This is a genomic window from Curtobacterium sp. BRD11 (assembly GCF_031844345.1).
Lineage (GTDB): Bacteria > Actinomycetota > Actinomycetes > Actinomycetales > Microbacteriaceae > Curtobacterium.
Window position 1 is genome coordinate 1 of sequence record NZ_JAUZUZ010000004.1, and the last position, 25,829, is coordinate 25,829.

General features: G+C 73.2%; 20 protein-coding genes and 1 tRNA gene. 13 read left to right on the forward strand and 8 right to left on the reverse strand.

All coding sequences use genetic code 11. The features are described from left to right. Positions 1–541 precede the first annotated feature (541 nt). The 4 genes from Q9R28_RS10075 (at position 542) to Q9R28_RS10090 (ending at position 6,406) form a co-directional block, all read left to right on the forward strand. Positions 542–1,540 (forward strand): glycosyl hydrolase family 18 protein, encoded by a 999-nt coding sequence (locus Q9R28_RS10075; protein ID WP_066655816.1) that lies wholly within the window; start codon positions 542–544, stop codon positions 1,538–1,540. Between the two features lie 188 nt (positions 1,541–1,728). After that, positions 1,729–2,721 (forward strand): MoxR family ATPase, encoded by a 993-nt coding sequence (locus Q9R28_RS10080; RefSeq protein WP_235426362.1) that lies wholly within the window; start codon positions 1,729–1,731, stop codon positions 2,719–2,721. Further along, positions 2,721–4,052: a DUF58 domain-containing protein gene (locus Q9R28_RS10085; protein ID WP_066655815.1), complete on the forward strand. Its 1,332-nt coding sequence runs from the start codon at positions 2,721–2,723 to the stop codon at positions 4,050–4,052. The genes Q9R28_RS10080 and Q9R28_RS10085 overlap by 1 nt, the downstream gene beginning before the upstream one ends. Beyond that, positions 4,049–6,406, forward strand: coding sequence for a transglutaminaseTgpA domain-containing protein (locus tag Q9R28_RS10090; RefSeq protein ID WP_311206003.1), 2,358 nt, complete (start codon positions 4,049–4,051; stop codon positions 6,404–6,406). The genes Q9R28_RS10085 and Q9R28_RS10090 overlap by 4 nt, the downstream gene beginning before the upstream one ends. Before the next feature lie 480 nt (positions 6,407–6,886). Here Q9R28_RS10090 and Q9R28_RS10095 read toward each other — a convergent pair whose 3' ends face one another. Further along, positions 6,887–7,495, reverse strand: a complete 609-nt coding sequence (locus tag Q9R28_RS10095; RefSeq protein ID WP_209685623.1) for a TetR/AcrR family transcriptional regulator — start codon at positions 7,493–7,495, stop codon at positions 6,887–6,889. Between the two features lie 416 nt (positions 7,496–7,911). Next, positions 7,912–8,685: a trimeric intracellular cation channel family protein gene (locus Q9R28_RS10100; RefSeq protein WP_311206004.1), complete on the reverse strand. Its 774-nt coding sequence runs from the start codon at positions 8,683–8,685 to the stop codon at positions 7,912–7,914. 69 nt (positions 8,686–8,754) lie between these two features. Here Q9R28_RS10100 and efeU point away from each other — a divergent pair, with 69 nt between their 5' ends. The 3 genes from efeU to Q9R28_RS10115 are packed head-to-tail and all read left to right on the forward strand — an operon-like array spanning position 8,755 to position 12,861. Beyond that, positions 8,755–10,344, forward strand: coding sequence for an iron uptake transporter permease EfeU (gene efeU / locus Q9R28_RS10105; RefSeq protein WP_311206005.1), 1,590 nt, complete (start codon positions 8,755–8,757; stop codon positions 10,342–10,344). Beyond that, positions 10,331–11,581, forward strand: coding sequence for an iron uptake system protein EfeO (gene efeO, locus Q9R28_RS10110; protein WP_311206006.1), 1,251 nt, complete (start codon positions 10,331–10,333; stop codon positions 11,579–11,581). The genes efeU and efeO overlap by 14 nt, the downstream gene beginning before the upstream one ends. Next, positions 11,578–12,861 (forward strand): Dyp-type peroxidase, encoded by a 1,284-nt coding sequence (locus Q9R28_RS10115; RefSeq protein ID WP_311206007.1) that lies wholly within the window; start codon positions 11,578–11,580, stop codon positions 12,859–12,861. The genes efeO and Q9R28_RS10115 overlap by 4 nt, the downstream gene beginning before the upstream one ends. A gap of 253 nt (positions 12,862–13,114) precedes the next feature. Here Q9R28_RS10115 and Q9R28_RS10120 read toward each other — a convergent pair whose 3' ends face one another. The 3 genes from Q9R28_RS10120 to Q9R28_RS10130 all read right to left on the reverse strand — a co-directional run bounded on the left by Q9R28_RS10120 (position 13,115) and on the right by Q9R28_RS10130 (position 18,622). Further along, on the reverse strand, positions 13,115–15,463 hold the full coding sequence (locus tag Q9R28_RS10120) for a bifunctional UDP-sugar hydrolase/5'-nucleotidase (protein ID WP_311206008.1): 2,349 nt from the start codon (positions 15,461–15,463) through the stop codon (positions 13,115–13,117). 122 nt (positions 15,464–15,585) lie between these two features. Next, entirely contained in the window at positions 15,586–17,400 is a 1,815-nt protein-coding gene (locus Q9R28_RS10125) for a thiamine pyrophosphate-requiring protein (RefSeq protein ID WP_311206009.1), read from the reverse strand. Between the two features lie 52 nt (positions 17,401–17,452). Then, positions 17,453–18,622 (reverse strand): Gfo/Idh/MocA family protein, encoded by a 1,170-nt coding sequence (locus Q9R28_RS10130; protein ID WP_066655782.1) that lies wholly within the window; start codon positions 18,620–18,622, stop codon positions 17,453–17,455. A gap of 81 nt (positions 18,623–18,703) precedes the next feature. Between Q9R28_RS10130 and Q9R28_RS10135 the strand changes: the two genes are divergently transcribed. The 6 genes from Q9R28_RS10135 to Q9R28_RS10160 all read left to right on the forward strand — a co-directional run bounded on the left by Q9R28_RS10135 (position 18,704) and on the right by Q9R28_RS10160 (position 22,842). Further along, on the forward strand, positions 18,704–20,128 hold the full coding sequence (locus Q9R28_RS10135) for a glucose-6-phosphate dehydrogenase (RefSeq protein WP_311206010.1): 1,425 nt from the start codon (positions 18,704–18,706) through the stop codon (positions 20,126–20,128). Between the two features lie 102 nt (positions 20,129–20,230). Then, complete coding sequence (locus Q9R28_RS10140; protein WP_271826772.1) at positions 20,231–21,016, forward strand: dienelactone hydrolase family protein; 786 nt, start codon at positions 20,231–20,233, stop codon at positions 21,014–21,016. Positions 21,017–21,128: 112 nt separating this feature from the next. Continuing rightward, positions 21,129–21,201: transfer RNA gene (locus Q9R28_RS10145), tRNA-Arg, on the forward strand. Positions 21,202–21,516: 315 nt separating this feature from the next. Further along, a complete protein-coding gene (locus Q9R28_RS10150; protein ID WP_311206011.1) occupies positions 21,517–21,897 on the forward strand; it encodes a hypothetical protein in 381 nt (126 codons plus the stop codon). A gap of 86 nt (positions 21,898–21,983) precedes the next feature. Next, the gene (locus Q9R28_RS10155; protein WP_251154503.1) at positions 21,984–22,424 is read left to right on the forward strand and encodes a hypothetical protein; all 441 of its coding nucleotides are present in this window, start codon (positions 21,984–21,986) and stop codon (positions 22,422–22,424) included. Then, positions 22,417–22,842: a hypothetical protein gene (locus Q9R28_RS10160; RefSeq protein ID WP_311206012.1), complete on the forward strand. Its 426-nt coding sequence runs from the start codon at positions 22,417–22,419 to the stop codon at positions 22,840–22,842. Before Q9R28_RS10155 ends, Q9R28_RS10160 begins: the two co-directional genes overlap by 8 nt. A 28-nt stretch (positions 22,843–22,870) precedes the next feature. Here Q9R28_RS10160 and Q9R28_RS10165 read toward each other — a convergent pair whose 3' ends face one another. The 3 genes from Q9R28_RS10165 to Q9R28_RS10175 are packed head-to-tail and all read right to left on the reverse strand — an operon-like array spanning position 22,871 to position 25,724. Continuing rightward, positions 22,871–23,494 (reverse strand): pyridoxamine 5'-phosphate oxidase family protein, encoded by a 624-nt coding sequence (locus tag Q9R28_RS10165; RefSeq protein ID WP_311206013.1) that lies wholly within the window; start codon positions 23,492–23,494, stop codon positions 22,871–22,873. Continuing rightward, entirely contained in the window at positions 23,491–24,330 is an 840-nt protein-coding gene (locus Q9R28_RS10170; RefSeq protein ID WP_251154506.1) for a creatininase family protein, read from the reverse strand. The genes Q9R28_RS10165 and Q9R28_RS10170 overlap by 4 nt, the downstream gene beginning before the upstream one ends. Then, positions 24,327–25,724 (reverse strand): FAD-binding oxidoreductase, encoded by a 1,398-nt coding sequence (locus tag Q9R28_RS10175; protein WP_311206014.1) that lies wholly within the window; start codon positions 25,722–25,724, stop codon positions 24,327–24,329. Before Q9R28_RS10175 ends, Q9R28_RS10170 begins: the two co-directional genes overlap by 4 nt. Between the last annotated feature and the right edge of the window lie 105 nt (positions 25,725–25,829).

A 25,829-nucleotide genomic window follows, 5' to 3' on the forward strand; every position in this document is an offset into this window, starting at 1 on the left:
AGCTCGACGGTTGAGTGCGTGGTCCTGGCTGTAGATCTGACTCAAGCTCCGATCTAACTCACACATTCACGCGCTCGCGCTGACCACAAAAGCTCTGCAGCAAGACGATGGACTACGTCCCCTCCTCGCTGCTGTCCCTTGCAGGCACTCTCATCGTCGAATGGCCCTTCCCCGAGATCGATCGACGCGCCGGCGTGTCGCCTCACCCCCGGTATCAAGCTCGCGCGAGTGGGCACATCAACGTGGCGCTGGCGGCGCTGCGATCACTCCGCTCTCGGCGGGCACGCCCTGAGAACTGTGCCAAAGTGCGCCCATGCACTGTGCCAACAGCTCCTCTTCATGATGCCGATGAGTCACTCTGAACAGGGATTTCCGCGGAGTCATCAACTACCCGCAGTCGACGAAACCCCCGCCACCGGCGGGGGTTTCGTCGTTCCGGCAGGGTGCGCGCGGGAACACGACGGTGCGGCCGTGCTCGACGGTCGGGAGGCACGGGCCGGCCCGTCACGGGTGCCCTGGCCCCGCCCACTACCGTTGCCCCGTGCTCCGCTCATCCGCCCTCGCCGTCGCGCTCGTCGTGATCGTCACCACGGTCGCCGGCTGCGCCGACGCGTCCGCTGCCCGCGGCGTCGCCGTCGAGGCGTACGTCGAGCCGGGAGCCCCGACGGCGGTCGCCCGGGTACGAGCCGCCACCGAGCGGGCGGACACGATCGGCATCGACGGTGTCACGCTCTCCGCGGACGGCACGGGCCTCGCGCCGTTGCCCGACGGCGTCGACCGTCTGGCCCTCGCCGCGGCCCGCCAGGGCGCGCGACCGGAGCTCCTCGTCAGCAACTACTCCGAGACGCTCGGTGACTTCTCGCCGGAGACCGCCTCGGCGCTGCTGGCCGACCCGGTCGCCCGCGCACAGGTGGCTCGGGACCTGGCGGCCCTGGCGCACGACCACCACTGCACGGGCGTGCAGATCGACCTCGAATCACTGCGCGACCGCGACCGCGCGGGTCTCGTCGCCTTCGCAGCCGCGCTCGAGGACGCGGTGCACGACGAGCTCGGTGCCGACGCCCCGGTGTCGATGGCCGTGATGGCGTCCACCTCGGCCGCGGGCTTCCGGGACACCGGGTACGACCTCCGTCGTCTGGCGGAGCACGTCGACCGCTTCGTGCTGATGACCTACGACCAGCACGGCCCGTGGAGCGGACCGGGCACGATCGGTGCCCTGCCGTGGGCGCAGCGCGTCGTCGAGGTGGCCGAGCACGAGGGACTGCCGGCCGACCGCACCGACCTCGGCGTCGCCGGGTACGGGTACCGCTGGGGTGGACCGGACGCCGGGCAGGTGTCGCCGGCGCGGGCCCGTGCGCTGGCCGGCGGTGCCGCACGCTGGTCGGACCGCACGGGGGAGTGGTCGGCGACCCTCCGCGACGGACACGAGCTGCACTGGTCGGACGCCCGCTCCTACCGGGCACGTGTCGCGCTGGCGCAGCGACTCGGGCTGCACGGCGTCGCGCTCTGGTCGCTGACGACCGAGGCCCTGCCGCGCTGACGCCCGCACCGACCGGACCGTGACCAGGAGGCGGACGGGAGGCGCGTGGCGGCCCCGCACCGCGCCTCCCGTCCGTCGCGGGGCACGGCCCGTGTGTGCCTTCCGGATGATCGGTGACGCATCCTCCGGTGCCTGTCACCGCGCCGTTGTAGCATGCACGACACCTGTCCCGAGACGAGGAGGCCTGCGTGCCGGACCAGACCGACCAAGCCTTCCCGATCGAGCACGTGCGAGCGGTGGGCGACGACGTCGTCGCAGCCGTCTCCACCGTGGTGGACGGCAAGGTCGACGCCATCCGCACGGCCTTCACCGTGATGCTCGCCGAGGGGCACCTGCTCGTCGAGGACGTCCCCGGCGTCGGCAAGACCGTGCTCGCGAAGGCGCTCGGTGCCTCGGTCGGCGGGACGGTGAACCGCATCCAGTTCACCTCGGACATGCTGCCGTCCGACGTCACCGGTGTGAACATCTACGACCAGTCGTCGGGCACGTTCCGGTTCTCGCCGGGTCCGGTGTTCGCGAACGTCGTCATCGGTGACGAGATCAACCGCACGAGCCCGAAGACCCAGTCGGCCCTGCTCGAGGCGATGGCCGAGGCGCAGGTGACCGTCGACGGCGTGACCCGGCCGCTGGAGTCGCCGTTCATGATCGTCGCGACCCAGAACCCGATCGACATGGAGGGCACGTACCCGCTGCCCGAGGCCCAGCGCGACCGGTTCATGGCCCGCATCGCGATGGGGTACCCCAGCGCGGACGCCGAGCGCCAGATGCTCGCGGCGCGCGGGACCCGCGACCCGCTGTCCGCGCTCCGACCGATCGTCGACGTGCAGACGCTGCGGGCGATCGTGCACGCCGTGCGCGGGGTGCACCTTGCCCACGACGTCGAGGCCTACATCGTCGCGATCGTCCGTGCCACCCGCACGCACCCGGACCTCGTGCTGGGCGCGAGCCCTCGCGCCACCCTGCACCTGGCGCAGGCCGCTCGTGCCCACGCCGCGCTGCTCGGTCGCCCGTTCGTCACCCCCGACGACGTCGCCCACCTCGCACCGGTGATCCTGTCCCACCGTCTCGTCCCGGTCGCCCGCGGGCTCGGCGGGGCCGCCGAGGACACCGCGCGCGACGTGGTCGTCCGGATCGTGTCCGACACCGCCGTGCCGTTCGCCTCGGCCGCCGTCCGCTCCTGATGCCCGACGGCAGCGGGCCCTCGACGTCCGCGCTGCGCGCGGGCGCGGTGCGGTCGTGGGTGCTCCGCACCGGGCGACGCGGCGCGGCCATGCTCCGCCGGACCCCGTTCCCGCGGCCGACGGCCAGGGGGTGGACGGTGCTCGGGTCGGGGATCGCCCTCGTCGGCGGTGGTCTCGTCGCCACGACGAGCATCGCCGTCTCCGCCGGGCTCCTGCTGCTCGTGCTGCTCGTGCTCGGGATCGTCATGGCACTCGTCGTCGCGGCGCCGCTGCGTGCGACCCGGTCGACCGCCCGCTCGGTCGTGCAGGTCGGTGAGGTCCACCGCGAGCGGATCACCCTGCGGGGGACGTCGCTGCCGATCGGGCCGCGGACGACCCTGCTGGTGCGGGAGCAGCTCGAGGACGCCCTCGCGAGCGTGTCCGACGCGCAGACCTACGCCCTGGTCGGCCCGAACGAGCCCCCGGCGGTGCTCGACGTCGAGGCCCTCGCGATGCACCGGGGCCGCACGCTGGTCGGCCCCGTGACCATCCGCGTCGAGGACCCCTTCGGCCTGCTGCGCATCGACCGGCCGGTCGTCCCCGCCGAGGAGGTCGTGATCGTCCCCGCATCCACCACCCTCGGTGCCATCGACACCGGAGCGCTCGCGGGTGCCGTCTCGGCGGACGAGGGCCGTGTGGGTCAGGGCGGTTCCGCCGACGACAGCGAGCTCCGGCCGTACCGGCAGGGCGACCCGATCCGCCGCGTGCACTGGGCACAGAGCGCCCGACGCGGCGAACTCCACGTCCGCCAGACCACGCAGGCGCAGCCGCCGGAGGCCGTCATCGCCATCGACCTCCGCCGAGAGTCCTACCAGGCGCTCGGCCGCGACGACCTCGCGGAACTGAGCGACCTCGGTGGCGACGCCGCGTTCGAGCACGCCGTCGTCGTCGCCGCGAGCGTCGCCCGTGCCCTCAGCGCGCGGACGTCGCGCGTGGTGCTCGTGAGCGACGACGGCCCGGGCGCGGGACGGCACACCGGCGACGTCGGCAGCCTGACGGACCTGCTCGTCGGACTCGCCGACGTCCGGGTCCGTTCGGACGCCCGCCCGGTCACCGAGGTCCTGTCCGACGTGCACGGTCGCGACGTCCACGGCATGACCGCCGTCGTCACCGGCCGGTGCACCGCCGAGCAGGCCGCCGAACTCGTTGCCGCGACGAGCGGCTCCAGTCGCGGCATCCTCGCGACCATCGTCCCGCCCGACCCCGTGGTGCGCGGCATCCTCGACCGTGCCGGTTGGCGGACCCTGGTCGTGCCCGTCGCGGGCGCGCAGGCGCACGGGAGCACCCGGTGAGCGGGACCTCGACGGCCGACCGCGTCAGGACGCCCACGCGCAGCGGCCGCCCCGAGCGTCCGGCCGAACGCGACGACGCCCCGGGACCGTGGGTCGTCGCCCTGGCACCGCTGCCGGTCCTCATCGCGGCGCTCGCGATGCGTCCGCTCGTGCAGGGCACCGCCTGGTGGCTGTCCGGCGTCGTCTTCACGGCGGTGCTCGTCGCCGTCGTCCTCGCCGTCCGCCGTCGCGCTCCGGGCGTGCGCTTCATCGCCCTCGTCGCCACGCTGGTGGTCGGGTCGTGCGTCGCCGCGGTCGTCAACGACGTCCACCCCCTCGGCTGGCTCGACCGCGAGGGAGCCCTCGGCGAGGCGCTCGCCGCGATCCGGCTCAACCCCGCGCCGCTGCCGCAGAGCGACGCGATCCGCTTGATCGTCACCGTCGCGATCGCCTGGGTCGCCGGGGTGACCCTGTTCCTCGCCGCGATCGCGCCGACCGTCGCGCTCGCGGCCGTGCCCGCGCTGGTCGTGCTCATCGTCCCCGGCGTCGTCACGGGCGAGCCCGCCTCGCCGGTGCTCGTCGTCCTGGTGGGGGCGGCGTTCCTCGGGCTCCTCTGGCTGTCCGTCCGACCGGTGCAACGGGCGTTCCCGGCCGCCGTCGTGGGCGCGATCGGGCTCGTCGTCGCCGTGGGGCTCCCGGTGCTCGTCCCGATCAACGCCAGCTGGCTATCCGGCGTGACGGGCGCGCTGCAGGCCCCGATCCAGCCCGGTCGTCCCGGCACGCTGCTCGAGCTCGGCCGCGACCTCCGCCAGCCGAACGAGCTCGAGGTGTTCCGCTACCGCACCGCCGACGGGCAGCCGGAGTACCTCAAGCTCGCCGACCTCGACGAGTTCGGCACCGGCGACTGGGTGCCCACCGTGACCGACGCCAGCACTGCGGAGACCGCGGACCAGCAGCAGTGGGCGGTCGGGATCAACCCCCGTCTGGCGAGCCGCGGCGACCTGACCGTGCGGATCACCGGGCTGTCGAGCAACTACCTGCCCGTGCCCGGCGGCGCCGTGTCGCTCGAGTCGCAGTCGACGAACCTGGACCTGTCGCAGTGGCGCTGGATGGGGGACTCGAGCACGGTCCGGTCGACCGGTCCCGTGACCCAGCGCGGTTCGACCTACCAGGTCTTCGGCGCCTCGACCTGGTCGGGGGAGTACCTCGACGCGATCGCCGCGAGCGGGATCCTCGGGCGCACCGACGGCCGCGGGTTCACGGCGCCGAGCGAGACGCAGCTCCGCACCGACCTGGCACTGCCCGAGGACCTGCCACGTGACATCCGGGCGGCGGCCCAGCGGGTGGCCGGCGGGCTGCCGAACGACTACGCCCGGGCGCGTGCCCTGGAGCAGTGGTTCCGCAGCGACCTCTTCACCTACTCCGAGACGGCCCCCGTCGAGCAGGGCTACGACGGCGACAGCATGGACGTGATCGACACGTTCCTGCGCGTGCGCCAGGGGTACTGCGTGCACTTCGCATCGTCGATGGCCGTGATGGCGCGGACGCTCGGGATCCCGTCGCGCATCGCGGTCGGGTACCGGGCGAGCAGCGACCAGACGGAGGACGGCGAGTACACCGTCTCGAACCGACAGCTGCACTCCTGGCCCGAGCTGTACATCCGTGGTGCCGGTTGGGTGTCGTTCGAGCCGACCCCGAGCTCCGACGCCGCAGCCCAGGCGGGGACCGAGACGTCGGCGACGCCGGCTCCGGCCCCGTCGGAGACGCCGCTGCCGGCCCCGGGGGAGACCGCTCCCGCCGAGGCCTCGCCCACCCCGACACCCTCCGCCTCGACCGGAGCGGGCACGGCGGCCACGACGGGCGGAGGCACCCCACCCGGTGCCGCCGGCCTGGTGGTCGGGCTGCTGCTCCTGCTGGCGGTGCTCGTCGCACCCGGGGTCGTCCGTGTGGTGCGTCGGCGCCGACGGCTCGCCGCGGTGCAGGCGGGACGCTCGCCCGCACTGCAGGCCTGGCGCGAGGTGCTCGACGACGTCGCCGACCACGGGTACGCACCGGGGCTCGCGCCGCCGGGTGACGCCGCCGCAGCAGCGCGGACGGCGCGCGCGGTGCGCGGTCGGCTCGTCGGGACCGTCCCCGCGAGCGTGCTCCCGCACCTGACGAGCATCGTCGATGCGGTCGACCTGGAGCGCTTCGCCGCGGACGGTGCGGCGGGCGTGGACACGTCAGCACTCCGGCGGGCCGTCCTGGAGGCTCGTGTCGCCCTCGACGCGTCCGTCCCGCGGGCGCGCGTGGTCCGGGCGCGGCTGTTCCCGCCGAGCCTGCTGCCCTCGTCCGCGTGGTCCCACGAGGGCCGGCAGCGCCGGCGCACGGCCTAGCCGCCGCGCGGCGCGGCGCGCTGCCGGCGCCGGCCGTGCCGGCCCGGGCCTGGTGCGGCCGTGCCGGGCCGGCTGGGCCGGCCGTGCCGGCCGGGCCCGGGCGTGGTGCGGCGTGCGGCGTGCTCGCGCACAACGGGGAGCACGTCGCACCGCGGAATCGCGTGGCGCGACGTGCTTCCGGTTGTGCGGACGGCCGCGGCGGGACTCGGCCGCGGCCGCCGCGGTCGAGTCAGCGCCGCGGGCGCACGACCGCGGCGGCTGGGCCGGTCGTGCCGGCCGTGCCGGCCCGGGCCTGGTGCGGCCGCGCCGGGCCGGGCGTGGTGTGGCGTGCTCGCGCACAACGGCGAGCACGTCGCGCCGCGGAATCGCGTGGCGCGACGTGCTTCCGGTTGTGCGGACGGCTGCTCGCGCCCCGCCGCGCCGGGCGCATGCGCCCTGCCGCGCCGGCGCGCAGGCGGCGGCGCCGCGGCCGCGGCCGCGTCAGCGCCGCGGGCGCACGACCGCGTCGACCAGGCTCGCGATGACGTCGCCGGGGTTCACCCCGGGCAGGGCCGGCCCGTCGAACACGATCCCGGTGTTCGCGCCGATCAGCAGCGTGGCGAAGTCCTCGAGCGGCATGCCCGGCTCGACCTCGGGGTGCGCCCCGAACCACGACCGGACCAGGTCGAGCACGCCGTCCTGCAGCTCGCGCCGCTGCCGGACGAACTCGGGCATGAACTCCGGGTCGCGGAGTGCGTACCCCCGGAGCTCCGAGACGAGGGCGAACTGCCGACCCTGGTCGTACCGCCCGAACGCCGCCCGGACGACCTCGGCGATGCTCGCGGCGGCGACGTCCTCGTGGACGACCTCCTGGAGCGCGGCGAGGATCCGGTTCGTCGAGCGCTGCATGACCTGGGCGACGAGGTCCTGCTTCGACGTGAAGTTCGAGTAGACGGCGCCCTTGCTGAATCCGGCGCGAGCGGCCACGTCGTCGAGCCGGGCGCCGTGCACGCCGGACTCGGCGAAGACGTCGGCTCCGGCGACGAGGAGTCGTTCGCGCACCTCGGCGCGGGGTGTCCGGGGGTTGGGGGAGGAAGCGTCGTCGCGCATGGGTCCTGGTCCGTGATCGTCGTCGTGGACGGTGGTGCGCCGTCCTGTCGATCCCCGCGCGTCGGTGGCGCACGGGCCGTGCCGCACCCGGTCCGGTGCGACCCTCGGAGACCTGCCGCGCCGCGCGTCGTGATCACGCGCGGCACCAGCGAAGCCCCCGGCCCCGTCGCTCGGTGGACCGCCACGTTCGGGTCGTGTCGGTGCGTCGAGGACGGTGGTCACCGGGTCGGTACCCGGCGGGAGCGATCGTACCGCGGCAGGCCGCTGCAGCGACGGGGTCGTGCGTCGTCCGGACGGTGCGCCACCGGCGTGCCCGGGCACCGACCGGAGCCCGGGCCGAGGCGCTGACCGAGGCGCTGACCGAGGCACCGGCCGGGGCACTGACGGGGCGCTGACGGGGTGCCGACCGCGGCTCGTCAGACGCCGTCGGACGTGTCCCGGTCGCTGCGGACGGCCCCGTCGCCGGTGCGGCGTCCGGGTCGACGGAGCAGCCGGATCGCGTCGGGGCGCAGCCGTCGCCCGCGCTGCAGCAGTGCGCCGAGCGTCGACTTCGGCTGCCACTCGCGACCGTTCGGCAGCCCCCAGCCGCGCTTGACGGCCCCGTACCGGAGCCCGAGCGACAGCACGATCGCGGCGATGATGCCGATCGACGGCGATCCGAGGTACGAGGCGACCACCATCACCGCGGACGCGGCGACGGCCACGGTGGCGTAGAGCGCGTTCCCGCCGAACACCGCGGGCACGCGACGGAGCAGCAGGTCGCGCATCGCCCCGCCGCCGACCGCGGTGATGGTGCCCATGATGATCGCGGCGGGCCAGCCGAGACCGGCGTCGAAGGTCCGCTGGACCCCGACCACGGACCAGAAGCCGATGACGGCGGCGTCCAGCACGGTGAACAGTCGGTCCCAGGTGAGCTCCGAGAACGACACGAAGAACGCGACCAGTGCGCCGGCGATCGCCACGGGCAGGTAGAGCGGGTCGACGAGCGCGACGGGCGGCCCGTTCTGCAGCAGGGTGTCGCGGAGCATGCCGCCGCCGAGGCCGGAGACGAAGCCGACGACGAGGAAGCCGAACAGGTCGAAGTCCATCGTGCGTGCGAGCGAGCCGCCCAGCAGTGCCGAGGCGAACACGCCGGCGAGGTCGAGCACGTTGGTGACCGACGCCAGGGCCTCCGGGGTCAGCACGTTCATGAGAACAATCAAACCCCACGTCGCCGGAGTGGCGGGTCGAGCGCTGGTTAGGTTAGCCTCACCTTCGCCATGATCGCCACCCTCGTCATCGGCCTCCGCGAAGGCCTCGAAGCGACGCTCATCGTCGGCATCATCGCCGCGTTCCTCCGTCGCAACCGCGCGCCCCTCGCCCCGATGTGGGCCGGCGTCGGGCTCGCCGTCGCGCTGAGCATCGCCGTCGGCTTCGGCCTGCAGCTCGTCGAGCAGGCACTGCCCCAGGCCCAGCAGGAGGGCATGGAGACGGTCATCGGAGCCGTCGCCGTGGTCTTCGTCACCGGGATGATCGTCTGGATGCGCACGCACGCGCGCACGCTGTCGCGGGACCTGCAGGCCAGTGCGTCGGCGGCGCTCGGACGGGGGACCGCCTGGGCGCTGGCGGGCATGGCGTTCCTCGCGGTCCTCAAGGAGGGGTTCGAGACCTCGGTCTTCCTCCTCGCGACCTTCCAGGCGTCGTCGGACACCGGCACGGCAGCCGTCGGTGCCGTGATCGGCATCGCGGTCGCGGTGGCGGTCGGGTACGGCATCTACACCGGCGGGGTCCGCCTCGACCTCGGCCGGTTCTTCACCGGTACCGGCGTCTTCCTCGTCTTCGTCGCCGGCGGCCTCGTGCTCACCGCACTGCGGCACGCGCACGAGGCCGGGTGGCTCGTCATCGGCCAGCAGCGCACGGTCGACCTCGGGTGGCTCGCCCCCAACGGGTCGCTCCGCGGCGCCCTCGTCACCGGCGTCCTCGGGATCCCCGCCGATCCGCGCGTGATCGAGGTGCTCGGTTGGTTCCTCTACGTCGTGCCCGTCCTCGCCGTCGCGGTCTGGCCGCGCCGCTGGCGTCCGTCGCCGGCCCGCGTCCCGGTGGTCCGCGCGGCGGTCGCCGCCGGGCTCGCGGCCACGGCCGTCGTCCTCGCCCTGGTCGTCCCGAGCACGGACGTCGACCTCCCGCGTACGACCGCGCTCACCGGTGACGCACGGTCCGTCACGGCGGACGTCGACGGTCCGGCAGCAGTCCTGCGCGTCTCCGGCACCGGCCGGGAGGCACGACGCACCCTCCCCGCGTCGGCCCACCGCCGCGTGACCCGCTCCGGCTTCGCCGCCGACCGCTGGCAGGTCACCGAGGACGTCCCGGCCGCCGAGCGCCCCACCTCGCTGACGCTCGACGACCTCGTCGGACTCTTCGGCCGGGTCCCCGTCGGCATCTCGCCGAGCACGGACCCCGGGCCGTTCACGGCCCGCTGGTCCGTCCGCGAGACCGTCACCCTGACCACCGTCGGTGGGGGTGTCCTGGACGCGACCCGCTCGGAACGCGACGTGCTCACGCTGCGCGGTGGGGGCCTCCCGGCCGCCCGGACCACCACGCTGGAACGCACGGTGTGGGCGGTGCCGACCGACCGCGTCGACCGCGCGGCCGCGGACCTGGCCGCGGCGCACACCCGCGCTGCCGAGCTGCGGCTCTGGAGCACCTGGCTGCCGATCGCGCTCGCCGTCGCCGCCGCCGCACAGGCGTTGCTCGCCCTCCGCGACCGTCGCCGCACCGTCGCCCCACCGACCACCACCCCCGGAACCGACCCGTCGCGCGGACCGCCCGCCGACGTCCCTGCAAGGAGCCTCGACCATGCCGTTCGGTAGGACCGCCCGCCCCCGCGCCGCCCACCCCCTGGCCGCCCGCCCCCTGATCGTCCTCGGTGCCCTCGGCACCGTCACCGCCCTCGCCCTGACCGGCTGCTCGACGGGGTCGCCCGCCGACGACACCTCGAGCAGCACCGGGAAGCTCTCCCGCGTCACCATCACCCTGACGAACGACGGCTCCGACGCCTGCGCCGTGTCGACCACGAAGGTCCCCGCGGGCCCCGTCACGTTCACGGTGCACAACGAGTCGTCCACCGCCATCACCGAGGTGGAGCTCCTGCAGGACCAGCGCATCCTCGGCGAGAAGGAGAACCTCGCCCCGGGGCTCGACGCCGTCCGCTTCACCGCCACGCTGAGCGGTGGGGAGTACCAGGTCTACTGCCCGGGTGCCGAGCACGAGCTCACCGACCTCACCGTCACCGGCAAGGCCGCGTCGACCGCGAACAGCAGCGCGGCCACCCTGCTCGCCGACGGCGCGAAGGGCTACGCGACCTACGTCGACGGCCAGGTCACCGACATGGTGGCGGCCGTGCAGCAGCTGCAGCACGACGTGGACGCCGGCGACCTCGACGCGGCGAAGCGCGACTACGCGGCGGCCCGTCCGTTCTACGAGCACGTCGAGAGCGACGTCGACGGCTTCGTCAAGAAGGGCTTCTCGGCCACCGACAACGCCGGCAACCTCGACTACCTGATCGACATGCGCGCGTCGAACCTCGACGACGCCGTCGGCTGGAGCGGCTTCCACGCCGTCGAGAAGGACCTGTTCCAGGCCGGCGCGATCACCGCGTCGACGAAGGAGACCGCGGCCGCACTGACCGCCGACGTCGAGCTCCTCGCGAAGCGCGTGCCGTCGATCGAGTACAAGCCCGAGGACCTGGCGAACGGTGCTGCCGGGCTGCTCGAGGAGGTCCAGTCGAACAAGATCACGGGCGAGGAGGAGGCGTACAGCCACATCGACCTCGTCGACCTCGCCGCGAACGTCGAGGGTGCCCGGCAGGCCTTCGCCTACCTCAAGCCCGGCCTGACGAAGGTCGACCCGGCGCTGACGAAGCAGATCGCCACGCAGTTCGACACGACGAACACGCTGATGGACGGCTTCCGCGACGCGGACTCCCTCGGCGGCTTCGCCACGTGGGACGCCGCCGCGAAGGCGAAGGACGCCAACCGCATCTCGCAGCAGGTCCAGGCGCTGCAGGACCCGCTCTCGCGCCTGGCCGAGAAGGTCGCGACGGCGTGAACGACTCCCGCTTCTCCCGCCGCGGGCTGATCGGTGCCGGGCTCGCGGCCGCCGGTGCGGGCGTGGGCGCCGTCGCGGGTGTCGCCGGGTCGGCCGCCGCCACCGGCGTCGACCCGTTCACCGCGGCCGCGAACGGCGACGAGTCCGTCGACCTGTCGCAGTCGGTCCCGTTCTACGCGACCGCCGCCCGGCAGCCGCAGGGCGGGATCCGCACGACGCCGCAGCGGCACTGCGTCTTCATGGTGTTCGACCTGACGGCGTCCACCGCGACCGAGCTCCAGGTCCTGCTCGCCCGCTGGTCGGCCGCGATCGCGCAGCTGCAGGCCGGCCGGACGATCGGCAGCGTCGAACCCGTCCACGGCGACGGTGTGGGAGCGGACACGGGCGAGGCGCTCGACCTCGGCCCGGCGTCGCTGACCGTCACCGTCGGGCTCGGGCCCGGCGTCTTCGACGAGCGCTTCGGCCTCGCCGCGAAGCGTCCGGCGCACCTGGCCGCGATCCCGCCGCTGCCGAGCGACGACCTGGACGCGCAGCTGACCGGCGGCGACCTGTCGCTGCAGGCGTGCGCCGACGACCCGCAGGTGGCGTACCACGCGGTCCGCGACCTGGCCCGGATGGCCCGCGGCACCGCGACCGTGCGGTGGACCGTGATCGGGTTCGGCCGCGCCTCGGCCGGTCCGACGCAGTCGACGCCGCGCAACCTGATGGGGTTCAAGGACGGGACGCGGAACGTCACGACGGACGACGAGTACGACCGGTTCGTGTGGCTCGACCGCGGAGCCGACTGGATGGCCGGTGGCACGTACCAGGTGGTGCGGAAGATCCGCATGAACCTGGAGACCTGGGACGCCGACGTCGTCTCCGACCAGCAGCGGGTGTTCGGCCGGACGAAGGTCGAGGGCGCGCCGCTCTCCGGCGGGTCGGAGCACACGACGCCGGACTTCCACGCCCGGGCGCCGCACGGCACCGACGCGGACGGCGGGACCGCGATCGACCCGCGCTCCCACGTCGCCCTCGCGGCGCACGAGAACAACGGCGGCGTGAAGATCCTGCGCCGCGGGTACAACTACACGGACGGGCTGAACCAGTACGGGCAGCTCGACGCCGGCCTGCTCTTCGCGGCGTACGTGAACGACCCGGAGCACGTCACGCGGCTGCAGCGGAAGCTCGGTGCGTCCGACCGCCTGAACGAGTACGTGTCGCACATCGGGTCCGGGGTGTTCGCCGTGCCGCCGGCACCCGGGAAGGGCTCGTACATCGGGGAGCAGCTCTTCCACTGACCCCGGCGGGAGTCGAGGTGGGTGCCCTCCGTCGTTTCCCTGGAGACGGAGAGCACCCGCGCCGCGGAGTCCGGCGGACGGAACCACCGCCCGCCCCCTGGGGGGACGACCCGGCGCGACGCATCGCGATGCGACAGGGGGAGCGTACCTCGCGGGACTGCCCCTGAGCAGTCCCGTTCTGGGATCGGACAGCGGAACGGGCCGCCCCACCAGGTGGGACGGCCCGTCGCGTCGTCGGCCGGGAGGCGCGGTGTCAGTCCGTCAGGACCGGCCCGTCCTCGACGGCGCGCTTCCGGCGTGCGAGCACCAGCGCCACGGCGCCGGCGAGCAGCAGGACGCCGGCAGCGATGCCCGGGAACACCAGGTCGGCGCCGGTGAACGCCAGGTCGCCGCGAGCGGCGTCCGGTCGGTCGGCGTCCACGACACCGGTGCCCGCGCCGTCGGCACCGCCCGCGCTGCCGTCGCCGTCGGTGTCGCCGCTGCCCGGCAGGCCGGGACCGGGGGTACCCGGGTCGGTCGGCTCGCCGGTGCCCGGCTCCGGCTCGACGGCCGTCTCGACCGGGACCGTCACGGCGAGGGTCACGGTCTGCCCGTTCGGCAGGGTGAGGACGAGCGGCTGGTCGGTCGTCGCGGTCGGGGCGGCGGCGCGGGCAGCAGCGGTCGGAACGGCCGTCGGCTCCGTGTCCGCGGCAGGCGTGCCCGGCACGGTGAACGCGAGGGTCGCGCGACCCTGCTCGTCGGTGGTGTCGACGACCGTCGTGTCGACCTCGGCGGACGCGAGCTCCTGACCACCGGCGCTGACCGAGACGGTGCCGCCCTGGTCGGCCGCGTTGCTGAAGGTCAGGGACGACAGGTCGATGCGGACGTCGTCGCCGGGGCCGAAGCCGCCGGCAGGTGCCTCGGAGACCCGGACGCCGACGGCCCGCTGGTCCTCCTGGACCGCGACGGTCGGGTGTGCTCGGAAGTACCGGACCTGCGCCTCGAGGTCGACCGTGCCGCTGTCCTGCTTCGCGGCGGCGTCCTTGAAGGCGGCGAAGTTGTCTCCGCCGGTCGCGAGGAACGAGTTCACCGTGACCTTGTAGGTGCGGTCAGACGCGATCGGGTCACCGTCGAGGGTCATGCCCGTGATGCGCTCGCCGGCCGTGGCCAGCGGGTCGTAGGTGTAGCTGAAGCCCTCGGAGACGCCGAGCTTGAGGAAGGGGCGGCTCGCGGTCGACGGCTGCCACTGCTGCTCGAGCGCCCGCCGGATCTGGTCGCCGGTCAGGTCGAGCACGACGAGCGTGTTCGCGAAGGGCTGGACGACCGCCGCTTCCTTGTACGTCACCGCGCCGGAGGCGATGTCCGCGCGGAGACCGCCCGGGTTCATGAAGGCGATCTGCGAGCCCTGGCGCTGCGTCTGGTCACGCTGCACCTCGGCGACGAAGTTGCCGAGGGTGGACTCGCCGCCGCGGTTCTCCGACCCGTTCGACTGCACGGCGCGCTGCAGGTCGCGGTCCACCGTGCCCAGCTCGACGGCGCCGAGGCGGTCGGCTTCCTGCACGGCGGCGTCGACCGTGGTCTGCACGGCGGGGTCGGGCGTGTACGTGCCGTCGACCAGGCGCAGGTTCTCGGGCGTCGCCGCGGTCACCGTGCCGTCCGCGGCGACCGTGAGCTCGACGTGACCGAGGTTGAAGCCGTACGAGCCGGTCTGGATCACGGGGCGGGCGACGGTACCGCCGGTCGGGACGACCGAGTAGGCGTACGTCTGGTGCGTGTGGGCGGACAGGATCGCCGAGACCTTCGGCGTGACGCCGTGGACCGCGCGCGCGAAGTCGGAGTCGTCGCCGGGCGCGACCTCGGCGGGGGACTCGGCGCCGTCGTGCACGAGGAGGACGAGCACGTCGGCCTCGTCGTTCGCCGTGTCACCGTCGGTGAGCTGCGCCGCGACCTTGTTCACCTCGGTCGTGATGTCGCCCATCTCCAGTCCGGCGATGCCGTCCGGAGCGACGAGTCCCTGGCCGACGAGGTCGACCGTCGCACCGATGAACCCGACGCGCTTGCCGCTGATCTCCTGGATCGAGTACGGCTGGAACGCGGGTTCGCCCGTGGCCGAGTCGAGGATGTTCGCGGAGACGTAGTCCCACTGCGCCGCGCGGACGCCCTCGCCCTGGCCGCCGATCACGCGGTCGCGCAGGTCGTCCTGGCCCTTGTCGAGCTCGTGGTTGCCGATGGCGCTGACCGACAGGTCCATCTGGTTGAGGACGTCGATGGTGGGCTGGTCGTCCTGGATGAAGGACTCGAACGTCGAGCCGCCGATGTTGTCGCCGGAGCTGACGAAGGCGGACGTCGAGGGATCGGCACCCCGGAGCTGCTCGAGTGCACCGGCGAGGGTCGCGGCACCGGCGGCGTCGCCGTCCCGCGGTGCCGGAGCACCGGCGGAGTCCTTCGAGATCGACTGCGCGATGCGGCCGTGGAAGTCGTTGACGTTGTAGAGGTCGATCGTGGTGTCGCCCTCGGCGGCGAGGGCGGCGGACGGGACGGTCAGGGCGGTGAGGACGCCGGCGGCGACCAGGGCGGAGGCCCCGGCCAGGCGCCGGCGACGCGGGGGAGTGTGAGCGTTCATCACCGCAAGAACCTATGAACTCCCACAGCCGACGCGCCAGGGGTTGCCGCAACACGTCACGTGGTGTTCACACCACGGGGGACGTTCCTCCCGTTCGGGGGACAACCACGGCGGGATCGGCGTCAGTCCCGGCCCAGCGCGCCCTTCACCCGCTCGACGGCCTCGGCGGCCATGGCCTTCGCCGAGTCCTTGATGACGCCGATCTCCGCCGGGTCGCCCTTGAGCAGGCTCTTCGCGGTGTTCACCGCGTACTCGGCGGTGATGTGCGGCGGCAGCGGCGGCACGTTGCGGCTGACGTAGGCGTCGATGAGCGTGACCCCGAGGTTGGCGAACGCCCGCTCCACGGCTGCCTCGACCTCGTCGTCACCGTGCACCGCGATGCCCTCGAAGCCGAGCAGCCGGGCGTACCCGGCGTAGTCCATCGACTCGACGTCCTGCGACCCGGACCACATCGGGTTGCCGTCCTCGGTCCGCATCTCCCACGACACCTGGCCGAGGTCGTCGTTGTGCATGACCACGATCACGAGCTGCTGGTTCGGCCACTGGGCCATGTACTTCTTCACCGTGATGAGCTCGTTCATGCCGAGCATCTGGAAGGCCCCGTCGCCGATGGTGCAGACCGCCGGGGCGTCCGGGAAGGCGAACTTCGCCGTGACGGCGTACGGCATCGCCGCGAGCATCGTCGCGAGCCGTCCGGACATGTCGCCGTGCATGCCGCGGCGCAGCCGGATGTGGTGGCCGTACCAGTCGGCGGTGGTCCCGGCGTCGCAGGTGACCGTGACGCCCTCGGGCAGGCGCTCGTTCACGGCCCGGATGACGCGTCGTGGGTTGACGCCGTCGTCGTACGCGACCTCGGCCTGGCGGTGCATCTCCGCCTCCCACTCACGCATCTCGCCGGCGAGCTTGTCCTGCCACGCGGTGTCCTGCTTGTCGCGCAGCAGCGGCATGACCGCCTGCAGCGTCGCACCGACGTCGCCCCACAGGTTGAGCTCGGTCGGGTACCGCAGGCCCATCTGCTCGGGCTTGATGTCGACCTGCACGCCGCGGGCCTGACCGGAGGCGGGCAGGTACTCGCCGTAGGGGTAGTTCGAGCCGAGGAGCACGATCGTGTCGCACTCCTTGATCTGGGTCAGGCTCGGGCGCGAGCCGAGGAGCCCGACCTGCTGCGTGTGGTACGGCACGTCGGAGGGCACGACGTCCTTGCCGCGCAGCGCGGTGATGATGCCGGCGCCGGTCTTCTCTGCGGCCTCGAGCACCAGGTCCGTGGCACCACGGGCGCCGGCTCCGACGAGGAACGTCACGCGCTCCCCGGCGTTCAGGATCTCGGCGAAGCGCGCGATCTGGTCCTGCGGCGGCACGATCCGGGTCGAGGGGGCGACGTCGCTCGACCGGGACACCCAGTGCTCGGCGGCCGGGGCCTCGTACGCCATCGCCTGGACGTCGTGAGGGAGCACGACGACCGCCGGCTGCTTGCGGAGCATCGCGGTGCGGAACGCCGTGTCGACCACGACGCCGACCGCGTCCGGCGTGGCGACGGTCTCCACGTAGCAGGCGACGTCGGCGAACACGCGCTCGAGGTTCGACTCCTGCTGCGTGAACGTGCCGATCGACGCCAGGCCCTGCTGCCCGACGATCGCGACGACCGGCTGGTTGTCCATCTGCGCGTCGTACAGCCCGTTGAGCAGGTGGAACGCGCCGGGGCTCGAGGTCGCGACGCAGACCCCGACCTCGCCGGTGAACTTGGCGTGCGCGGTCGCCATCAGCGCGGCGATCTCCTCGTGCGTCGGGCGGACGTACTCGAGCTCGCGCTCGCTGCCGTCGGCCTTGCCGAGCGCCCCGTCGAACGCACCGATCCCGTCCCCGGGGTATCCGAAGACGCGCGAGACGCCCCATGCCTTGATGCGGTCGATGACGAAGTCGCTCACGGTCGTGCTCATGCACCCACCGTGCTCGGCGGTTCCTGTACGCGCTCAGATCGCCCGGAGGACGTCAGGCGACGGGACGCCACGTCCCGTCGGCCGCGCTGGCGACGACGGCCTCGATGACCGACGCCGCACGAGCACCGTCGGCGAACGTGGGGAGCCCCTCGGGCCACGCCGAACGGTCGCCCTCCGCCCGGACCGCCGCGTAGGTGTCGGCGACGAACGCCGCGAAGGCGTCGAGGTACCCCTGCGGGTGCCCGGCCGGCACGACCGCCAGCCGACGCTGGTCGGGGAACCCGAGCGAGGGGTCGCGCACCACGATCTGGGCGCCGCGCTCGTTGCCGAACCACGCCGCCTCGGGCTGCTCCTGGTCGAAGGCCGCCGACCCGAGGGTGCCGTCGACCTCGAACCACAGCCGGTTCTTCCGCCCGGCCGCGACCTGCGAGACGACGACGTTGCCGATGCGCCCGGTGCCGGTGCGGAAGGTCGCGACGGCCGTGTCCTCCGTGGTGACCTCGGCCCGCTGCCCGGCGTCCGCCACCGGGTCGGGGTCCGGCGAGCCGGAGAACGACGGGCCGGAGGCAGCCGGACGGGTCGGGTAGACGATGTCGGTCGCGGCGCTCACCGCGGCGAACGGGTCGCCGGTCACGAACTCGACCAGGTCGCACCAGTGCGAGCCGATGTCCGCGAAGGCCCGGGACACCCCGCCGGCACCGGCGTCCACCCGCCAGCTCGAGGCGTCCTCGTCGAGCATCCAGTCCTGCAGGTAGTGGCCGTGCACGGCGAGCAACCGGCCGAGCTCACCGGCGGCGATGCGGGCGCGGATCTCCCGGACGACCGGGTGGTACCGGTAGACGAACGGCACGGTCGCGACGACGCCGGCCTCGTCGGCTGCGGCGACCAGCTCGGCGGCCTGCTCGGCGCTGATCGCGAGCGGCTTCTCGCACACGACGTTGATCCCGGCGCGGACGACCGCGAGCGACTGCGGGTGGTGCTGGTCGTTCGGCGTGCAGACGTGGACGACGTCGGGGGCGTCGGCGATCACCTCGTCGAGCGAGGCGTAGCCGCGGGGCACGTCGAGCTGTGCGGCGACCTGCTCCGACCGGGCCGGCGTCCGGCCGAGCACCCCGACGACCTCGGCGCCCGCGGCCCGTGCCGCACGGGCGTGCACCCCCGCGATCATCCCGGTGCCGACCACGGCGACGCGGATGCGTCGCCCTCCGTACCCACTGCTCATGGTGCTCCCTCGCGCCGGACTCGCCCCACCGTACCGACGCAACCCGGCCACGCGCCGGAACGCGTGAGTACGGTCGGGGGCATGTCGAGCCTCCAGACCAGCCTGCTCATCCTCGGAGCCAGCGGCGACCTGTCCAAGCGACTGCTGCTGCCCGGTCTCGCCACCCTCCTCGAGGTCAAGGACGACTGGGACGTCCAGCTCGTGGGGGCCGGCGTGGAGGACATCTCGGACGACGACTGGAAGGCGCAGGTGCGCACGTCCTTCGAGAACGCGCAGGCGTCGAAGAACGAGGAGGACGAGGGCGCGCACGACGGCGGCGAGAAGCTCAGCCGGCGGCTCGTCGAGGTCATCGAGGCCTCGACCTACCGCAAGGCCGACGTCACCGACGCCGGCGACCTGGGGGCCCTGCTCGACGCGTGCCACCACGACCCGGCGATCTACTTCGCGCTGCCGCCGGCCGTGACCGAGAAGAGCTGCGCCGTCCTCAAGGACCTCGACCTGCCCGGTGGCACGCGGCTCGCGCTCGAGAAGCCGTTCGGCACCGACGCCGAGAGCGCCGAGCACCTCAACGACCTGCTGCACTCGTTCCTGCCCGAGGAGCGCATCCACCGCGTCGACCACTTCCTCGGCCGCTCCACGGTCCTCAACCTGCTCGGGCTGCGCTTCGCGAACCGCATCATCGAGCCGCTGCTGTCGTCGGCGCACGTCGACCGCGTCGACATCGTCTACGACGAGACCCTCGGGCTGGAGGGCCGCGCGCGCTACTACGACAAGGCCGGTGCCCTGGTCGACATGATCCAGAGCCACCTGCTGCAGGTGATGGCCGTCGTCGCGATGGAGGCGCCTGCATCCATCGACGCCGACGACCTCCGCACGCAGAAGGAGCTCGTCCTCCGCGCCGTCCGGCCGTGGGGCGAGGACGTCGTCGCCGCGGGCAAGCGTGCGCGCTACACCGCCGGCGCGATCGGCGACCGTGAGCTGCCGTCCTACGTCGACGAGGACGGCGTCGACCCGTCGCTCGGCACCGAGACCCTCGCGCAGCTCACCCTCGAGGTCGCGAACTGGCGCTGGGCCGGCGTGCCCTTCACGCTGCGGTCCGGCAAGGCGCTGGAGCAGCAGCGTCGCGAGATCGTCATCACCTTCAAGGACTCGCCGCACGTGCCGAACGGGCTGAGCGGCGCCGAGCGTCCGGACAAGCTGCGGATCTGGATCGCCCCGGACGAGATGCAGCTCGAGCTCAACGTCAACGGTCCCGGCGACCCGTACACGATCGACCACACGGCGCTGTCCGTGAACTTCAACCCCGGTCGGCTCAGCGCCTACGGCGAGGTCCTGGCCGGCGTGCTCGAGGGCGACGCGACGCTGTCGGTGCGCGGTGACAGCGCGGTGCAGGGGTGGAAGGTGGTCGAGCCGTTCCTGCGTGCGTGGCGCGACGGGAAGGCGCCGCTCGACGAGTACGCGGCCGGGTCGGCCGGTCCCGACAGCTGGGACAACATCGACTGCTGACGTCGCGTCGGCGGGAGGCGCGGTGCCGGACGGGAGGCGCATGGCGGGGCCGCCACGCGCCTCCCGTCCGTCTGCCGGTCGCGCGGCGTAGCGTCCGGTGACGTGAAGACCACCGACGACGTCCTGTCCACCGTCCCCGTCCCCGCCGGCTCCGACGTCCGCGTCGAGCCCGTCCGCTACGACCACGAGGGCACCGCGCTCCTCGGTGTGCTGGCGAAGGACCACGCCGTGTCGGGGCCCCGCCCCGCCGTCCTCGTGATCCACGACTGGCACGGCGTCAACGAGCACGTCGAGGCCCGGGTGACGATGCTCGCCCGTCTCGGCTACGTCGCCTTCGGTGCGGACGTCTACGGCGAGGGCGTCCGTCCCGGCGACGACACCGCCGGCGAGGTCGCGGGCTCGTTCTACCAGGACCTGCCGCTGTTCCGCGCCCGGCTGACCGCGGGGCTCGACCGGCTGCGCGACGACCCCGACGTCGACCACTCCCGCATCGTCGTGATGGGGTACTGCTTCGGCGGCTCCGGCGCGATCGAACTCGCGCGCACCGGTGCGGACCTCGCCGGCGCAGTGTCCTTCCACGGTGGCCTGATCGTGCACGAGCCCTCGGACGCGTCCGCGATCCGGTCGAAGCTCCTCGTGCTCACCGGGGGAGCGGACCCGATGGTGCCGGACACGACGGTCGCCGAGTGGCAGGACGAGATGCGCGCGGTGCCGTCGGTCGACTGGCAGGTCACCACCTACGCCGGCGCGATGCACGCGTTCGCGGTGCCGGGCACCGATGCGCCGGACCACGGGGCGCAGTACCAGGAGCGCGCCGACCGCCGCTCGTGGCAGGCGTTGCAGGTGTTCCTCGCCGAGGTGTTCGACGAGGAGCCGACCGTGGTCTGAACGGCGCGACACGCCGAGGGCTCGGTGCGGCGCGGCTCGATTGGCGTTCCGCGCCGCACCTGTTGTAGAGTCTTCCACGGCCGCAAGGCCAGCATCGGTCGCAAGACCGGATGCGCTCGTAGCTCAATGGATAGAGCATCTGACTACGGATCAGAAGGTTGGGGGTTCGAGTCCCTTCGAGCGCACATCTGAGAAGGCCCCGTCGCACTGCGACGGGGCCTTCGTCGTTCCCGGGGATGTTCCTTGCCGCGCGAGCGTCCTGGGCCGCTCGCCGCTTGCGGCTCGCAGCTCGCAGCGAGACGCCGGTGTCGTGCTGAGACGCCGCCGGTCGAGCGAGACGCCCGGTGATCCGGCGGTGTCTCGGGGGAGCGAGTTCGTCTGGCGACGACGCCGTCGTCTCTTGCGGATGCCGGCGTCGTCCGGAGCGCCGGGGAGTGCCTCGCTCGCCGTCGCCAGGGCAGGAGCTGTACGTACCGCGCGGCGTCCTGCACCATGACTCCATGAGGACCCGCACCGTCGCGGCCACGGCTGTCGTGGTGGCCCTCGTCGTGCTCACCGGGCGCACGCAGCAGCAGACCTCGTTCGACGGGGTCGCGCGGGCGGCGTGCGAGACGAGGGTCGGGCCGGCGATCGTCGCCTGGTGGCGGGACGGGTACGGGATGACCCCGTGGAAGGTCGTCGACACCCGGTCGACGTCCGTCGAGGACGGGCCGGGGGGCTCGGACGAGGTGACCACCGTGATCGTCACCGGCGAGTCCTCGGTACAACGTGTGGAAGACGGCGAGGCGACGGAACCGGTCGAGTGGTCGTGCTCCGCGCAGACCAGGGCTGACGATCCGACCACGGTGTCGGCGACGATCCGGGAGATCACGCTCCGCTGACGCCGGTTCGCGCGCCACGTCGCACAGCACCGTGCGTGCATACAGATTCCTCGCCGGCCCGCTCGACCCGCAACTATCGTTCCGGCATGGTCCGGCGCACGCAGCGAGCACGACGGGACCAACGCCGTGCGCACGAGGAACTGTCGGCGGGTCTCGACGACCAGGATCGCGGCCTGTACCGTCCGCCCCGGCGTGACGACTGCTCCGAGCGTTCGTGGTTCCAGAGCGTGGACGATGCCGACACGATCCGGATCGACCATCGACTGTTCCGGTGCAACGGCGAACTCGTCGACTTCGCGATCGTGGTGCTCGCGGTCGACCTCGACGGGCAGTGGGTCGAACGGGCACGGGCGGACTGTTGCCACGGACACGTCCACCTCCACCACACGAACGGCTCGGTCTCGTCGATCGCGCCGTTGCACTGCGTCGAGGACGTCGACAGGCTCTTCCCGCAAGCGTCGGTCCGCGTCTTCGAGTACGCCGTTACAATCCGGGACATGAAGGGCAGGCGCGAGCACGATGCATGAACTCGACGCGTTCCGTCAGGAAGTCGATCGTTCTCTGGCGGTCGGCCGCTTCGCGGAGATCGAACTCGAGGTCGTCGACGTCGAGGGACGATCGCCGGTGGTGGTCGCACTCGAGGACGAACGGCTTCCGGTGCTCCTCCGTCGCATCGAGGCAGTGGGCGGGTTCGCCAACGTCTTCGTCAAGACGCGCGACGGTGTCCGGCGAGTGTCGGTCATGGACGTCGACGGAGCGCTCGACGTCCGAGGTGCCGATGACATGCGCCGCGAGGGTGATCAGCCGAGCGCTGACAGTTCCGTCGGTGTCTTCGTCGACTACCTCGCGGCGCGGACCGCTGGTGTGGTGTTGCCGGCGCGCTTGGCGTCAGCATCGAAGAACGCCCTGCCGGCGCGTCAAGTGGAGATCATCCGCTCAGCCTGACCCGGTGATGCCGGTTGCCGCTGGCTGGTCAGCCCGGCCACGACTCCTGCGCCCACGAGCCGTCGGCGTGGCGCTCGTACGCGAGCCGGTTGCTCGCCGCATCGGTCGCACCGCGCCAGAACAGCATCCGCACCGGCGTGAGCGCGTAGCCCGTCCAGGTGCCCGGTGGCTCGAGCCCGGCACCCGGTCGCTGACGCTCGAACGCCGCCCAGAGCTCCCGTCGTCGCCCGTGGGTGTCGGCGGCGGCCTCGTGGTCGTTCACCCACGCGAGCACCTGCAGGTACCGGGTCCTGGCGGCGTAGGCGGCGCGGGCCTCGGCGTCGGTGACGGGTGCCACGTCCCCGACGACCACGAGCTGCCGCGCCGCCTCGGGCCAGACGAGGGTGACGGCGGCGCGGGGGAGCGCGGCGAGCTCGGCGGCCTTGCGGCTCCGGCTGTCGGTGTGGAAGTGCAGGCGCGCTCCGTCGAACCGCGAGAGCAGCACGGTCCGGGCGGACGGGTAGCCGTCGAGGCCGAGTGTGGACAGGGTCATGGTGGGGCCGGGTCCGTCCTCGGCGGCCGGGAGCCACGCGGCGGCCAGCTCGAGCGGGTCGGCCGGGGTGGCGGCAGCGTCGTCCTGCGCGGCCGCCGCCTGCCCCGGCAGGACGGTCACGGCACCGTCACCACGTCGGACACGAGTGGAGCGGCGGCGGGCTTCGCGACCGCCGGGTCGAAGCGGGCGATCTCGTGCAGGGACGCCACGGCTTCGTCCAGGGACAGGTCCCACAGCACCTGCCCGTAGGTCGCGGTCGCCCGGCTCGCGTCTCCGACGACCCCGGGCGTGCCGAAGTCGTTCGACAACCAACCGAAGGACACCGGCCCACCGTTGAACCGGATCTTCTCGAACGCTGCCAGGTGGTCCGGCACCCACCGCTCCGCGAGCGACATGTCGACCAGGTCGGGCCGCAGGTGCAGGATCATCGACGTCTCCGCCGCCCCACCGTGGATGCCGAACCCGCGCTCGTCGGCGTCCTCGCCGGCGGGACCGGGCATCCGGGCGAGCGTCGGCATGAGGAACGTCTTCAGTCCGTACCGCTTCCGGATCTCGCGCAGGGCGACCTGGAGCAGGGCGACGTTCCCGCCGTGCCCGTTCGCGAAGACCAGCGACCCGGCACCCGTCAGCGCCACGGCACGGCCGATCTGCACGGCGGTGTCGAACATCGTCGACTCGTCCAGCCACACCGTGCCCGGCGCCCAGCTGTGCTCGTCGGACTTCGTGAACGCCAGCGTCGGCAGCTGCCAGACGTCGAGGCCCTCGGCAGCGGCCCGCTCGACGGCCGCGCCGCCGATGTGGTCGGCGAGCAGGAAGTCGGTGACGAGCGGCAGGTGCGGCCCGTGGTGCTCGACGGCCCCGGTCGGCTGCACCACGATCGTCTCCGGTCCGAAGCCGGCGGCGACCGCCGGCCCCGAGAGCTCCGCCAGACGACGCGAGCGTACGGCGCCGCTCACTTGCCGAACCCCGGCACGACGGGCTGCGCCGACGCGGTCGAGCCACCGCTGACCACGAGCGACGGGTCGATGACGTGCCCCGGGTTGAGCAGCCCCTCGGGGTCGGTGCGCTGTTTCAGTGCCACGAGTTCCTCGACCCCGTGGTCGACGTAGTACTGGTGCGGGCTGTGCACCCGGACGCCCAGCTCACGGAGCACCGGGTAGCCCGCGTAGACGTCCTCGGCCCCGGTGTACGGCGCGGTGAGCATGCCGATCGGGCCGACGTGTGCCGCCTCGATGTGCAGCATCCCGCCCGGGTAGACGGCCTCGACCTCGGCGATCCGGTCGATGAGCGCCTCGCCGCCGACCTCGACGTGGAAGTACTCGGTGTCGGGGGTGTTCCGCTTGAGCCACCAGATCGGGTGGTTGTAGGACAGCATCGACACCTTGGTGGTCTGCTGCAGGCCCTCGCGGACGTCGGACACGGTGCCGCCGGCCTGCTCGACCAGCGCGCGGGCCTCGTCGAGCACGACGTCGTCGATGATCGCGCGGAGGCTCGCCCGGTCGTCCGGGATCGCGGTGTCGGACGGCAGCGTGGCCGCGACCTCGGGCCGGTCGGCGCTGACGAGCCGCGGCACCGGGTCGAGCCCGCGCAGGGTCCGGACGGCGACGAGCGCGTCCTCGAAGGTCGGGAACGACGCGTAGACCGCACGCCACTCCTGCAGCGGCTCGAGGCGGACGGTCGCCCGGGCGATCACACCGGCGGTGCCGTAGGTGTGCACGAACGGCTGTGCCTCGTCACCCTCGACGTGCAGCAGTTGGTCCGAGCCGGGCAGTGCGACGTCGAGCGCGGTGACGAACCCCTGCCAGTTCGAGCCGTGCGCGATCGAACCGGTGCCGCCGGAGCCACCGGACAGGAACCCGCCGATGGTGGACTGCGCGGTGGACGGGTACATCCAGAGCTGCTGCCCGGCGGCGGCCGCGGCCTGCTCGAGGGCGACCATCGACGCGCCGGCCTCGGCGGTGATCCACCCGTCGCCGACCTCGACGACGGCGCGTGCCCGCGAGGTGTCGAGGACGAGTCCGCCGTGCAGCGGGATGCCCTGGCCGTAGTTGCCGGTGCCCTTGCCGCGGGTCGTGACGGGGACGCCGTGCCGGACGGCGGCCTGCAGGGTGGCCGCGACGTCGTCCGCCGACGCCGGGTACGCGACGAGGTCGGCCAGTCCGAGCGGCAGCTGCGCGCTGAGGATCGGGCTCATGGTCGCCTCGTCGACGGAGGCGCGGGCGCGGGTGCGCTCGTCGGCGCTGACGCCGCGCTCACCGAGCAGGTCGACGAGGTCGGCGCCGAGCGCCGCGAGCGCCGCGGCGGACACGGCGGTGTCGGGGGTGGTGGAGGCGGGGGTGACGGTGGTCATGCTCACTCCTGTGGGTGGGTGGTGCGGGAACAGCGGACGGGAGGCACGGGGCGGGCGTGCCCCGCGCCTCCCGTCCGACGGGTGGTCGGCCGACACGACGCGCGC